Source organism: Pluralibacter gergoviae ATCC 33028 = NBRC 105706, assembly GCF_001598855.1.
Classification (GTDB): Bacteria; Pseudomonadota; Gammaproteobacteria; order Enterobacterales; family Enterobacteriaceae; genus Pluralibacter; species Pluralibacter gergoviae.
In genome coordinates, this window is sequence record NZ_BCZS01000003.1 from 272,700 (window position 1) to 285,916 (window position 13,217).

A 13,217-nucleotide genomic window follows, 5' to 3' on the forward strand; every position below is an offset into this window, starting at 1 on the left:
TCACGCCTTCAGTTCCCTGGCAATATAGCGGGCGGTGCGGCTCTCAGCGACCTGCGCCACCTGCTCAGGCGTACCGGCGGCGACCACTCTGCCGCCGTCCAGACCCGCGCCGGGGCCGATATCCATAATGCGGTCCGCCTGAATCACCGAGCGCATATCGTGCTCGATCATGACCACCGTGTTGCCGGCATCAACCAGCCGCTGCAGCTGAGCCAGCAGCCTGTCCGCGTCCGCGGCGTGCAGACCGGTGGTCGGCTCGTCGAGAATATACAGCGCGTGGCCGCGCTGGGCGCGCTGGAGTTCGGTGGCCAGTTTAATCCGCTGCGCCTCGCCGCCGGAGAGCTCGGTGGCGGGCTGGCCGAGGCGCAGATAGCCGAGGCCGATTTCCGCCAGCAGGCGAAGCGGGCGGGCCGCGGGCTCCTCATCAGCAAAAAACGCCAGAGCCTCATCGACCGTCATGTGCAGGACCTGCGCGATGTTTTGCCCGCGCCAGCGGATACTGAGCGTCTCCTCGTTGTAGCGCGCGCCGCGGCAGGTCGGACAGGGCGCATAGACGCTGGGCATAAACAGCAGCTCGACGCTAACGAAACCTTCGCCTTCACAGGTCGGGCAGCGGCCTTTGGCCACGTTGAACGAGAACTGGCCGGCATCGTAGCGGCGGCTTTTCGCCTCCGGCGTGGCGGCAAACAGCTTGCGCACGTGGTCAAACAGTCCGGTATAGGTAGCCAGATTAGAGCGCGGGGTGCGGCCGATCGGTTTCTGATCGATCTGAACCAGCCGCTTTATCGTGCCGGTATCGCCGCCCAGGGCGCCGACGGTTTTTTCCAGCACCGACGGCTCTCCGGAGTCGGAGCCTTCCGTCGGCGACTCTGCGGGCTCCTGGCCCAGGGCGGAAAGCACCAGTTCCGGCAGCGCCTGGGCGAAGAGACTCGACTTACCGGAGCCAGAAATCCCGGTGACCGCCGTCAGCACGCCCAGCGCAATATCGGCATCAACGCCCCGAAGATTGTGCCGGTGAATATTCCGCAGCTGCAGCCAGCCGATCGGCTGCCGGCCGGTCATGCGCGGCGGCCTGACTTCATCAAACAGATACTGCGCGGTCACCGAGTCCGGCACGGCTTTCAGCCCCTCCGGCTCGCCGCTATACAGGACGCGGCCGCCGCCTTCGCCCGCCGCCGGGCCGACGTCGACCAGCCACTGCGCGCGGCGCATCAGCGCGAGATCGTGCTCAACGACAAACACCGAATTGCCGGCGTCCCGCAGCCCCTCCAGCGCATCGTAAAGCGCGTCGCTGTCGGCGGGATGCAGGCCAGCCGAAGGCTCATCAAGCACGTAGACCACGCCAAACAGCATGGCGCTGAGCTGGGTGGCGAGGCGCAGCCGCTGCAGTTCGCCGGCAGAGAGGGTTGGCGTGGCCCGGTCGAGGGAGAGATACCCCAGCCCCAGCTTTTGCAGCTGATCCAGCCTGGCGAGAATGCCTCTGGCCAGCTGGGCTGCGGCCAGCTGCTTCTCTTGCGAGAGCGCGGACGTGCGCCGCACGTCTGGCGTCGCGGCGTGGCTGGCTTTACCGCTGCTCGCGCGTCCGGCGCGGTCGCGGCGGGTAACATCGCTATCCGTTTCCGCGCCGCCGCGGTGGGCGCTGAAATCGCCCCGCGAGACCGGCAGCAGCAGCTCAGCCAGCCGGCTGACGGGCAGCGCCATAAATTCGCCGATGTCGATCCCGGCGAAGGTGACCGCCAGCGATTCCGGCTTAAGCCTTTTCCCGCGGCAGACGGGGCACGGCCTGCCTTCCATAAAGCGGGAGACCCGCTTGCGCATCAGCGCGCTTTGCGTGGTGGCAAACGTGTGCAGTACATAGCGGCGCGCACCGGTAAAGGTGCCCATATAGCCCGGCGTCATCTTTTTCTCGATAGCTTCGCGCGTCTCCGCCGGCGTCAGCCCGGGATAGACCGGCACCGTCGGCGTCTCTTCGGTGAACAGGATCCAGCGCCGATCCTTCTCCGGCAGCGCCTGCCAGGGCGTATCGACGTCATAGTCCAGCGAGACCAGGATATCGCGCAGATTTTGTCCCTGCCAGGCCGGAGGCCAGGAGGCGATCGCCTTATCGCGGATGCTGAGGGTCGGATCGGGCACCATCAGCGCTTCGGTCACGTCATAGATATGGCCCAGGCCGTGGCAGGACGGGCAGGCCCCCTGGGGCGTATTGGGCGAAAAGTCCTCGGCATAGAGCATCGGCTGGCCCGGCGGATAGGCGCCAGCTCGGGAGTACATCATCCGCACCAGGCTTGAAAGCGTAGTCACGCTGCCCACCGACGAGCGCGTATTGCTGGCGCCGCGCTGCTGCTGCAGTGCAACCGCCGGCGGCAGCCCATCAATGGCGTCAACGTCGGGCACGCCGGCCTGATCGATAAGCCGGCGGGCATAGGGTGCGACCGATTCAAAGTAGCGCCGCTGCGCCTCGGCATAGAGAGTGCCAAACGCCAGCGATGACTTGCCGGAACCCGACACGCCGGAAAACACAACCAGCGCGTTGCGCGGTATAGCGACGTTAACATTTTTAAGATTGTGCTCGCGGGCGCCGCGAACCACTACCGAGCCGCCGTCGGTAGCCTGAGCGGGTAGGGGAACAGGTTGTTTGTTTGCCATGGTTTTCCTGCGTCGGGTAAATCGGGTTGCGATCACCATAGTAGGATGGCGGCAGATGTGCCAGGCATTGTTATAAAAGGCTATGATTTGAAATGAGTGCTGGCCGCTGCCGCCAGGCCGTATCTTCGCAATCCGGATGTGAAGTTGATTGAGATTTTATCTATTAAACACCGGAGAAGATTTTTGTGGGTTATCTTAGATATGGTATAATTTAATCATGTTGATAACCAACGTGAGAACACATCCATGAGCGTTCAGAAAGCGCATACCGGGGTTTCGACTCTTATTGGAACACCTAAAGAAGTCAGGGGCCGTCTCAGTAAATCTCATGCAGACCAGGTGCTGGTCGTCACGTTAGAAGAGCAGAATCATCCTGGGATACAGGTCATTTTCGAAAACCTGTCAAATGTAGCGTCATCTATGTACGGGCTGTTACAGCAACAGCAAAGTCGTGCCGCGCTGGAGCGCCTAGCGGAAGCACTGATGCCACCGGCACCTGTATCGCCGCGGATCCTTAAAGAAGCCGCCATGCTGGTCAAAGCGCGTAAGGCAGTTCTGGACAGTGGTGACTGGCTGAATGCCGCCGAGCTGGCACAGCTGGCGCAGTTAAGTACCGCCAACCCAAGCGCTCAGCCGAACAAGTGGAAGAGGGCCGGTCGCATTTTCGCTATCCACCACAATGGCGTCGATTACTTTCCGGCCTATGGCCTGGATAAGGATAATGGCTTCCGGCCATTAAAAGCGCTGACTCAGGTGATCGACGCGTTAAACGGCTATAAAGACAGCTGGGGAATGGCATTCTGGTTTATATCGGCAAACAGTTTTCTGGGCGGCAAGCGGCCTCAGGATCTGCTTGCCTCACATCCTGAGCAAGTGATTGCGGCCGCCAGAGATGAAGTTCAGGGAGTAGAACATGGCTAAACGTACTGCCAGCGCAGCGGATGCGCTGGATAATCATGGAGCAGGGCACTCTCAGCTTCCTCATAGTGGCCAATTAAGAACAACAGCATATTCATTAAGTAAAGGGACCGTGCTACATCGCGTTCATCATGAGCACTATTCAGCCGACCAGTTTAATCCCGGGGTGCGCGGTAATGCCCGCTTTAGCCCAATACGAAATGCTGAAGGTGATCCGATTCCGACTCTGTATGCTGGCGTGACTAAAGCGTGCGCGATGATGGAGACAATCTTTCACGATGTTTCTTTTGCGCCAGGCCTCAAAACGTACGACAAAAGTAAGCTGCAGGGACAGGTGCACTCAACACTTCTGGTGCTTAAAGACCTGACGTTAATAGACCTTGCAAGCGTTGCGTTGCGCAAACTTGGGATTAGCCGTAAAGAGATAATTGACACTGAGAAAGATTGCTATCCGACGACTCGCCAATGGGCTGAAAAAATTTATGCACAGTGCCTGGTGACGCAGGGTCTCACGTGGATTTCCAGGCAGGATGATAGCGCGCGGGCAGTGATGCTCTTTGGTAACCGCATGACACCACAATCGCTTGCGCAGATAGGTGAGTCGCTGAGCCTGATAAATGACGGTGCGACTTACGACGACGTGCTTGACCTGGCAGAGAAGCTCGATGTGCTTATTGTGCCGGGCAAAGAATGAAAGGGCAGCGAAACACCGGCGTATAACGCTGTGTAGTAGCGTCTGCATAATCCTCAGATATTATTTAACATAATATACATTATGCGCACCAATATAGATTCAGGCGGAATTCGTCGTTTTGTGGTCATCCTTGACTACATACTGACGCGCATACACGGCTTGTCCAACCCACCAAAACATCGGAAAAAATGTCCGGCACTTTGTCGCTTCGGTTCCAGCGGTTTGTTCTATCTCAGCCCGGGTGTGTTGCGGCAGATAGCGGTTCTGCAACAGCCACTCTTCATTCTGCTCCTTCAGTACCACATGCCCAGGATGCACATCAGTTTATATCGACTTATCAAAAGGGGTTTTTATAACTGGCTCAAAGCTGAAAGCTTTACTGAACCCCCAGCCTAGCTGGGGGTTTTCTGTGCACAAAAAAGCGGAGTCTTTCCGGACTCCGCTGCAGGCTACGTGGAAATCAGTGATGTGGAGAGTGATGCATAAAGTGATGGTAGGCGGAGGCTACGCGATTTTTCAATAACACATAGGCGGCGCAGAAGACCACCATTGCGCCTGCGGTGCAAAGCACAGCGAATCCGACATCTGGCGCCGCGCCGCCGCTGCTGAGCTTTTGAAAAATAATATATACCGCAAATACGAATATAATCGCCGTCAACAGTAAAAACAGCGGCTGAAGCGATGGAAAGCTCTCCCGAAACTCCTGCTGCTCGGTTTTTTCAATTTTTACGTTACGGCTTTTTTCATCGGGGCTATTCATAACTCACTCCTTACGCGTGGACCGCTGCTGATTTGGCTGGACCATGATTAAACAACGCGACAGCCAGCGCTCACGTACGTCGTCCGGCTGCCTGCGATCGCTCCCTGATCTGAAATGCGCGATAGTAAAAGCATAGGTTAAGGACCGGCTTTAATATGTGATTACGGCGGCAAATCCATACATAAAACACATATTTCTTCGCATCTTATTTTTTATATGGATGTATTAGCCCTCAGATATTCTGCTTATCCAAAAATCGCAGAAGCTCAAAATACGCGCCTGCAAAAGGTTAGAAAATAAGGTTATTTGGCCTTCACCAAAGGTTCGGGCAAGCTGTTTTCAGCTACTAATGGAGGACACCATGAGCGCACTTGCCCTGCCCGTTCTGGATTTTGCCCGTTATCTCAATCCGGCTGAAAAAGCGGCCTTTCTGGCCGATCTTCGCCGCGCTGCCCGCGATAGCGGCTTTTTTTATCTCATTAACCACGGCGTCGATGCCGGGCTTCAGCGCTCCGTTCAGCGCCTGGCGCGGCAGTTTTTCGCCCTTCCCGATACGCAGAAGCAGCAGGTAGCGATGATCCACTCTCCGCACTTTCGCGGCTATAACCGCGCGGCGTCGGAACTGACGCGAGGCCAGCCGGACTGGCGGGAGCAGTTTGATATTGGCGCCGAGCGCCCTGCACTCCCATTGAGCGAACGGGCGCCGCGCTGGCAGCGGTTGCAGGGACCGAATTTATGGCCGCAGGCGCTGCCCGAGCTGAAGCCCGTCCTGCTAACGTGGCAAAAGAGTATGGCAGGCGTCGGCTTTATGCTGCTGCGGGCCTTCGCCGAGGCGCTGCGCCTGCCGGCCGATGCTTTCGATAGGCTCTACGGCGACCGGCCCAATGAACATATTAAACTCATTCGCTACCCGGGCCAGCCCGCCGGCGAGAGCAATCAGGGCGTCGGCGCCCACAAAGACTCCGGCTTTCTCAGCTTTTTGCTGCAGGACGCGCAGCAGGGACTGCAGGTGGAAGTTGAGCCCGGCCGCTGGACCGATGCGGCGCCGCTGGCGGGCAGCTTTGTGGTCAATATCGGCGAGCTGCTGGAGCTTGCCACCAACGGTTATTTGCGGGCCACGGTACACCGCGTTGTCTCTCCGCCATCCGGTCAGGAGCGCCTGTCGATAGCCTTTTTCCTCGGCGCGCAGCTCGATGCGGTGGTCCCGGTCTACGCCCTGCCCGCCGATCTGGCGCAGGAGGCCCGCGGCCCGGATAGCGATCCCGAGAATCCGCTGCTGCGCGACGTCGGCTGGAACTACCTGAAGGGGCGTCTGCGCTCGCATCCGGACGTTGCCGCCCGCTACTACCCGGATCTTTTTCGCGAACGCGCTGAACACGCCACCGTTTAATCCCAACTGAAGGCCACACTATGCATAATAAGACCCTGTTTCGCCCGTTTTTTGTTACCCTGTCACTTTCTCTGGCGTGGAGCAGCGCTTACGCGGAGGTTCTGCGGGTTGCCGCCGACCCGGTCCCGCACGCGGAGATACTGAATTACGTTAAAAAAATCGATCCCAGCTTAGATCTGAAGGTGGTTGAACTGACCAGCGGCGTTAACGCCAACGAGCTGCTGGCTAACGGCGATGTGGATGCCAACTACTTCCAGCATCTGCCCTACCTGAGAGACCAGGAGCAGGCGCTGGGCAAGACGTTTACCGTCGTCGCTTCGGTACACATTGAGCCGCTGGGCATATACTCCCGCAGGCATAAGGACCTCAAGTCGCTGCCGGACGGCGCGAGCGTCGCGGTACCGAACAACCCCTCCAACCTGAGCCGGGCGCTGTTTCTGCTGCAAAAGGCGGGGCTGATAACCCTCGGCGGTAAATTTAGCGATCCCTCAACCACGCTGGCGACAGTGAAAGACATCAGCGGTAATTCCCGGCATCTGAAAATCCTCGAGGTTGAAGCCGCCCAGCTGCCCCGCTCGCTTGATGATGTGGATTTAGCGGTGATTAACGGTAATTACGCGCTGGAGGCGGGCCTGTCGCCGGCGAAAGATGCCCTGGGGCTTGAGAGCGCCGCCAACAACCCCTACGCCAATCTGCTGGTCACCACGCCTGCGCTGGCCAACAACCCGCGCATCAAGACGCTGGCCAAAGACCTGACCTCGCCGCAGGTGGCGGAATTCATCCGCAAAACCTACAGCGGTTCGGTGATCCCGGTAGCGCAGCAGCCGTGATTGAGATCATCGGCCTGAATAAAACCTACCCCGGTGCGGGCCAGCCGGCGCTGAAAGAGATTAACCTGCAGATACCGGCGGGGACGATCTTCGGCATCCTCGGGCGCAGCGGCGCCGGGAAAAGCACGCTGATTCGCTGCCTTAATCTGCTGGAGAGGCCAACGTCCGGCGCAATTTTGGTGAACGGGTGCGATATCATCGGCATGAATGGCGCCGCCCTGCGCGAGTACCGCCAGCGCACCGGGATGATTTTCCAGCACTTCAACCTGCTTCACGCCCGCACCGTGGCGGAGAACATTGCCGTGCCGCTGGAAATTGGCCGGGTTGCAAAGGCGGCCCGCAGGGCGCGGGTAGAGGAGCTGCTGGCGCTGGTTGGCCTGCAGGATAAGGGGGAGGCGTATCCTTCGCAGCTCTCCGGCGGGCAGAAGCAGCGCGTCGGTATCGCCCGCGCGCTGGCGGCGCGGCCCAGCGTGCTGCTCTGCGACGAGGCCACCAGCGCCCTCGATCCGCAGACCACCGTATCGATCCTCGACCTGCTGGCGGAAATAAACCGCCAGCTGAAGCTGACGATTGTGCTGATCACTCACCAGCTGGAGGTGGTCAAAGCGCTCTGCGACAGCGCCGCCCTGCTGGAACACGGCGAGCTTGTAGAGAGCGGCCGCATCGCCGATCTGCTGACCGCGCCCTGGTCAAGGCTGCGCCAGCAGCTGCTGCACGACCCGCGGGCTGAGGAGGCGTTTCTTGCACGCCACGGCATAAACGGGAGGCCGCTATGCACAGTAGCATGAGCTGGGATGCGCTGTGGCCGCTGCTGTACGACGGCACGCTGGAAACTCTTTATATGGTAAGCCTGTCTGCGCTGTTTACCGTCCTGCTGGGGCTACCGACCGGGGTACTGCTTTATGTGTCCAGGCCGGGCGGCGTGGCGCCGCTGCCCAAAATCAACGCCCTGCTCGGCGCCATCATCAATACCGGCCGTTCGCTGCCGTTCATCGTCCTGCTGATCGCCCTGATCCCCCTCACCCGCCTGATCGTCGGCACTACCCTCGGCAGCACGGCGGCCATCGTGCCCATTACCCTCGGCGCCTTTCCCTTCTTCGCAAGGCTTGCGGAAAGCGCGCTCGATGAAGTCGACTACGGGCGCATTGAGGCCGTGCTATCGATGGGCGGCGGCGTGCGGCACATTATTTTTAAAGCGCTGCTGCCGGAGGCGCTCCCGGCCCTGCTGGCCGGGGTAACGCTCACGGTGATCATGCTGATTGGCTTCTCGTCGATGGCCGGCGTCATCGGCGGCGGCGGGCTGGGGGATCTGGCGATCCGCTACGGCTACCAGCGCTTTAACAACCGGGTGATGTTCGGCACCATCGTGCTGCTTATCGCTATGGTGCAGGTCGTCCAGATGACGGGCGACCGGCTGGTCCGACGGCTGGCGCATCGACGATAGACGCGCGGCTTACAAATGCACCATGAGCGCCAGGGCCAGCGCCGCCAGCCCGACCTGCAGCGCATAGCGGGCCACGCGCCAGCGCTTATATTCCGCATCATTTGCTTCGCGGATAAGCCGCCCGGCTTCGGTTTCACCGCTGAGGTCCTGGCCGCGACGCAGAATATGCGGGTAATATTTCCTCATGGCAAAGATGGCAAACTGGTGCCAGATAAAAGCGCCGATCAGTATCCCCGGAATAATTATCAGCCCGGCATAGCGCCCCATATCAGGATGATTAATAAAGCGCGGGGAAAGCATGAGTACGGCTATCATTACAGCAAAAGATAGTCCAGTGCCCATCCAATATACCGCGCGAGTATTTACCGCACGCACCGCATCCCTGAAGTTTTTATTTCTGACGGCGGGAGAAAGTCCCGCGAACTCGGGAATACTCCGCCGGGTCCAGTAGATCCTCATAGCACACCCTTACTTTTCGTTGACAGGTAGACAAAAACGCATCACTAACCCCGTTGCCATGATTTAACGCAAATCGCGTTCACGACAGGTTAACGACATTACAACGCGTCTAAAACAACGGTGACCTATACTGAAAAACGTTGTTAAGGATTCAACGCATTAATTGAATATACCTCATGGCATGGAGTGATAAGAAATGAATAAGTTATCTTTAATCGGGCAGGCCGTAGCGCTGTCCATCGCAGCCTGCGGCATCTCTTATGCAGCAGACAGCGCAGCGCAGAGCAAAGTCCAGATTGCTGAGCCGTTTGCCGCCCACGTGCTGGTCAGCGGCCTGGATGCGCCGTGGGATATGGTGTGGGCGCCGGATGGCTACCTGTGGGTCACCGAGCGTAAAGGGGCAACGATCGACCGCATCGATCCGAAGAGCGGTAAAAAGCAGGTGCTGGTGAAAATTGCCGACGTGAAAATTGGTCCGCAGCATGAAGGCGTGCTGGGCCTGGCGCTCTCCCCTGATTTCCTGAAGTCCGACAGTAAGAATTACGTTTATGCCGCCTACACCTACATGAACGGCGACAGCGAGCGCGCGAAGATCGTCCGCTTTGAATACGATCCGAAAGCCCACACGCTGGGTAACCAGCAGGACGTATTGGCCGGTATTCCGGCGGGCAGCGACCACAACGGCGGCCGCCTGCGCTTTGGGCCAGACGGCAAGCTGTACTACACCATTGGTGAGCAGGGTCATAACCAGGGCAAGCACGTTTGCGAGCCTATCGAAGCCCAGCGCCTGCCGACCAGCGCGGAGCTTGAGAAAAAGGATTACTCCGCCTACGTCGGTAAAGTGCTGCGCCTGAACAGCGACGGCTCTATCCCCGATGATAACCCGGTTATCGAAGGCGTGAAGAGCCACCTGTTTACCTACGGCCACCGCAATCCGCAGGGGCTGGTGTTCGTTGGCGATACGCTCTACTCCTCTGAGCAGGGGCCATCTTCGGATGATGAGCTGAACATCCTGCAGGCCGGTGGCAACTACGGCTGGCCGCACGTTGCGGGCTACCGCGACGATCAGGCCTACGTCTACGCCAACTATTCGAAGGCCAAAGACTGCGAGTCCGTGAAGTACGATCCGAACCACATCCCGGACGGCGTGCCGGTGCAAAAAGAGACCGACTGGAACGCGCCAAACTTCAAGCCGCCGGTGAAAACCTTCTTCACCGTGCCGCAGGGTTACACCTATAACGACGCCAGCTGCGGCGATTCGTTCTACATGTGCTGGCCGACCATCGCGCCTTCCAGCGTGGCCTACTATCCGAAAGACGGCGTCATTAAATCTTTCCGTAACTCGCTGCTGATAACGTCGCTGAAAAACGGCGCCATCTACCGCGTGCTGCTCAACGATGACACCAAAAACGTGCAGGGCGACGTGGCGAAAGAGTTCCACACCACCAACCGCTACCGCATGGCGGTGGTCAGCCCTGACACCCGCAAAATCTACGTCGCGACCGACAACTTCAACGGCGCGATGGATGAGAGCAACAAGCCGACCCAAAACCTGGCTAACCCGGGCTCGATTATCGTGTTTGAATACACCGGTAAATAGCGTCCTCAGCCGCCGGCCCCCCGGCGGCTTCTTCCCCACTTCCCGTCAGGCAAACCTTTTCGCACCGGCCACGCAGAGGATCACCCCAGCCGTCGTCGCCAGCATCGCTGTGCCGATCGATTCGTGCAGCAGCAGCGCCGAGAGCATCAGACCCAGCAAAGGCTGCAGCAGCTGAAGCTGCCCGACGGCTGCGATTCCGCCGATGGCCAGCCCCCGGTACCAGAAAATAAAACCTATCAGCATACTGAACAGCGACACGTAGCCGAGCGCGGCCCAGGCGGTCGGATGAATCGCCGCAGCGGACGAAGGTAACGAATAAACGGCCCCGGCGGCCATAACCGGCAGCGCGACAACCAGCGCCCAGCAGATCACCTGCCAGCCGCCGAGCTTACGAGAAAGCCGTGCGCCCTCGGCGTAGCCCAGGCCGCAGACCGCGACGGCGGCGAGCATCAGCAGATCGCCTGTGGCCGAGGCCGCCGCCGGCTGCCCGAGGGCAAAGCCGGCAACCAGCGCGCTGCCTGCGAGCGAAAACAGCCAGAACGCCGGGCGCGGCCTCTCCCCGCCTCTGACCACCGCAAACAGCGCCGTCGCGAGCGGCAGCAGCCCCAGAAAAACGATAGAGCGCGCCGCCGTGATGTGCTGCAGCGCCAGCGCGGTCAGCAGCGGGAAGCCCACCACCACGCCGCAGGCGGTGATTGCAAGCCCGGCGGCGTGCGCCCGCAGCGGCAGCGCTTCCCGCCGTACGGCGAGCAGCACCAGCGCCACCGCCGCGGCAAGCGTGGCGCGGGCATAGGTCAGAAATCCCGGCTCGAAGTCCTGCAGGGCCAGCCGCGTGGCGGGCAGCGAACCGCTGAAGATGACCACACCCGCCAGGCCGTTTAGCCAGCCGCTGGCCGAACGCGGCGCGGCGCTTTGCGCTGCTGAATTATCCACTGTTTATTCCCTCATTGCTGAATGGGCCCCGCGCAGGGGCGTTGACAGCCAGCAGAATAGTGAGCAGCATTCGGTACAATCAAATAATTGTCATGGATACAGTGATGAAGGCGCGGTACAAAACGATCGTTGACGAGCTGGCGCAGGCGATCCGCTCCGGCGGCCTGGCGGCGGGCACCCAGCTGCCGACCCACCGGCGGCTGGCCGCCGAGCGGCGGGTGTCGCTGGCGACCGCGACGCGCGTCTATCAGGAGCTGGAGGCGATGCGGCTGGTCAGCGGCGAAGCGGGCCGGGGCACCTTTGTCAGAGACCTGACGCTGCCCGCCGGACTCGGTATCGATCAGGACGCCGTAGGCGCCAGCATGCTCGATCTGAACTTCAATTCGCCGATGCTGGACGACCAGGGCGAACTGCTGCGCCAGGCGCTTCGCCAGGTGGCGACCTCCGGCGATATTGCCGCGCTGCTGCGCTACCAGCCGCACGGCGGCAGAGCGGCGGATCGCGAGCAGATCGCCAATGACCTCCGCCGCCGCCGGCTGAATGTCAGCCCGGATAACGTGCTCATCGTCAGCGGCGCCCAGCACGGCCTCTGCGTGGCGATGATGGCTATGCTGCGGCCCGGGGACGCCGTGGCCGTGGATGCCCTGACCTATCCCGGCTTTAAGGTGCTGGCCACCCTGCTGCATCTTGAGCTGCTGCCCCTGCCGGTCACCGCCGACGGCCCCTGTCCTGATGCGCTGCACGCGCTCTGCCGCACCCGACACGTTCGCGCCCTCTACGTCATGCCGACGCTGCACAATCCGCTGGGCTGGGTGCTGAGCGCCTCCCGGCGCGACGCCCTGGTGGCCGTCGCCCGCGCGCACGATCTGCTGATTATTGAAGACGCCGCCTACGCCTTTCTTGCGGACTCCCCGCCTCCGCCGCTGGCCGCCCTGGCGCCCGAAAGGACTCTTTACGTGACCGGCTATTCGAAAAATATCGCCACCGGCCTGCGCGTAGGCGCCGTGGCGGCGCCCGACGCCTGGCTGCCCGCCCTTGAGCGCGCCATTCGCGCCACCGCGTGGAATACGCCCGCCCTGCTGAGCGGTATCGTCTGCGGCTGGATAGCCGACGGCACCCTGGCGCGGCTGGAAGAGGAGAAGCGGGCCGACGGCCGGCGCCGACAGCAGCTGGTGAGGGAGATGCTGCATCCGCTAAAGCCCACAGGCCATCCGAACGCCTACTACAGCTGGCTGCCGCTGGGGGAGGAGATCCGCGCCGAGGCGGTCATCAGGCGGCTGAGGGATGACGGCGTTTCGCTCTCAACGGCGGAACCGTTTTGCACCACCGGCAGCCCTCCGCACGCGCTGCGCCTCGCGCTCGGCTCCGTCACGCTCGCCCAGCTTCGCGACGCGCTGCAGAAGATTGCCGCCGGGATTGAGTACTGCCGCTATCTGTAGGCCTACTCCATCTGTATGAGACACACCGCCGACACAATTTATTTTCATTGCATTTACTTTTAGAGCTGCGTCAAACTTTTGAAAAATTGTCATTTTTCATTTTT

The 13,217-nt window shown here is 60.5% G+C and carries 12 protein-coding genes; 8 read left to right on the forward strand and 4 right to left on the reverse strand.

The genetic code is table 11. From position 1 onward, the window contains the following. Complete coding sequence (locus ENGE1_RS05455; protein WP_048252710.1) at positions 1 to 2,646, reverse strand: excinuclease ABC subunit UvrA; 2,646 nt, start codon at positions 2,644 to 2,646, stop codon at positions 1 to 3. 246 nt (positions 2,647 to 2,892) lie between these two features. Between ENGE1_RS05455 and ENGE1_RS05460 the strand changes: the two genes are divergently transcribed. Together ENGE1_RS05460 and ENGE1_RS05465 are read left to right on the forward strand one after the other, a co-directional pair. Continuing rightward, on the forward strand, positions 2,893 to 3,567 hold the full coding sequence (locus ENGE1_RS05460; protein ID WP_048252711.1) for a hypothetical protein: 675 nt from the start codon (positions 2,893 to 2,895) through the stop codon (positions 3,565 to 3,567). Then, on the forward strand, positions 3,560 to 4,258 hold the full coding sequence (locus ENGE1_RS05465) for an RES family NAD+ phosphorylase (RefSeq protein ID WP_048252712.1): 699 nt from the start codon (positions 3,560 to 3,562) through the stop codon (positions 4,256 to 4,258). The genes ENGE1_RS05460 and ENGE1_RS05465 overlap by 8 nt, the downstream gene beginning before the upstream one ends. Before the next feature lie 460 nt (positions 4,259 to 4,718). On the opposite strand, the gene ENGE1_RS05470 is transcribed toward ENGE1_RS05465, so the two are convergent. Beyond that, complete coding sequence (locus ENGE1_RS05470; protein WP_043083979.1) at positions 4,719 to 5,018, reverse strand: hypothetical protein; 300 nt, start codon at positions 5,016 to 5,018, stop codon at positions 4,719 to 4,721. A gap of 361 nt (positions 5,019 to 5,379) precedes the next feature. Between ENGE1_RS05470 and ENGE1_RS05475 the strand changes: the two genes are divergently transcribed. The 4 genes from ENGE1_RS05475 to ENGE1_RS05490 are packed head-to-tail and all read left to right on the forward strand — an operon-like array spanning position 5,380 to position 8,682. Beyond that, positions 5,380 to 6,408, forward strand: a complete 1,029-nt coding sequence (locus ENGE1_RS05475) for an isopenicillin N synthase family dioxygenase (protein ID WP_048252713.1) — start codon at positions 5,380 to 5,382, stop codon at positions 6,406 to 6,408. 20 nt (positions 6,409 to 6,428) lie between these two features. Beyond that, positions 6,429 to 7,238: a MetQ/NlpA family ABC transporter substrate-binding protein gene (locus ENGE1_RS05480; protein WP_048273190.1), complete on the forward strand. Its 810-nt coding sequence runs from the start codon at positions 6,429 to 6,431 to the stop codon at positions 7,236 to 7,238. Continuing rightward, complete coding sequence (locus ENGE1_RS05485) at positions 7,235 to 8,026, forward strand: methionine ABC transporter ATP-binding protein (RefSeq protein WP_053075532.1); 792 nt, start codon at positions 7,235 to 7,237, stop codon at positions 8,024 to 8,026. Before ENGE1_RS05480 ends, ENGE1_RS05485 begins: the two co-directional genes overlap by 4 nt. Continuing rightward, positions 8,023 to 8,682 carry a methionine ABC transporter permease gene (locus ENGE1_RS05490; RefSeq protein ID WP_162268884.1) on the forward strand — a complete coding sequence of 220 codons (660 nt, stop codon included), beginning with the start codon at positions 8,023 to 8,025 and terminating at the stop codon, positions 8,680 to 8,682. The genes ENGE1_RS05485 and ENGE1_RS05490 overlap by 4 nt, the downstream gene beginning before the upstream one ends. A 9-nt stretch (positions 8,683 to 8,691) precedes the next feature. Here ENGE1_RS05490 and ENGE1_RS26770 read toward each other — a convergent pair whose 3' ends face one another. After that, positions 8,692 to 8,997 carry a hypothetical protein gene (locus tag ENGE1_RS26770; protein ID WP_052097926.1) on the reverse strand — a complete coding sequence of 102 codons (306 nt, stop codon included), beginning with the start codon at positions 8,995 to 8,997 and terminating at the stop codon, positions 8,692 to 8,694. A 340-nt stretch (positions 8,998 to 9,337) separates the two neighbouring features. Between ENGE1_RS26770 and ENGE1_RS05500 the strand changes: the two genes are divergently transcribed. Beyond that, positions 9,338 to 10,741, forward strand: coding sequence for a glucose/sorbosone family PQQ-dependent dehydrogenase (locus ENGE1_RS05500; RefSeq protein WP_048273191.1), 1,404 nt, complete (start codon positions 9,338 to 9,340; stop codon positions 10,739 to 10,741). Between the two features lie 45 nt (positions 10,742 to 10,786). Here the strand turns inward: ENGE1_RS05500 and ENGE1_RS05505 are convergent, their stop codons facing one another. Beyond that, positions 10,787 to 11,674, reverse strand: a complete 888-nt coding sequence (locus tag ENGE1_RS05505; protein ID WP_048252716.1) for a DMT family transporter — start codon at positions 11,672 to 11,674, stop codon at positions 10,787 to 10,789. Between the two features lie 104 nt (positions 11,675 to 11,778). On the opposite strand from ENGE1_RS05505, the gene ENGE1_RS05510 reads away from it, so the two are divergent. Beyond that, entirely contained in the window at positions 11,779 to 13,113 is a 1,335-nt protein-coding gene (locus ENGE1_RS05510; protein ID WP_064360559.1) for an aminotransferase-like domain-containing protein, read from the forward strand. Positions 13,114 to 13,217 lie beyond the last annotated feature (104 nt).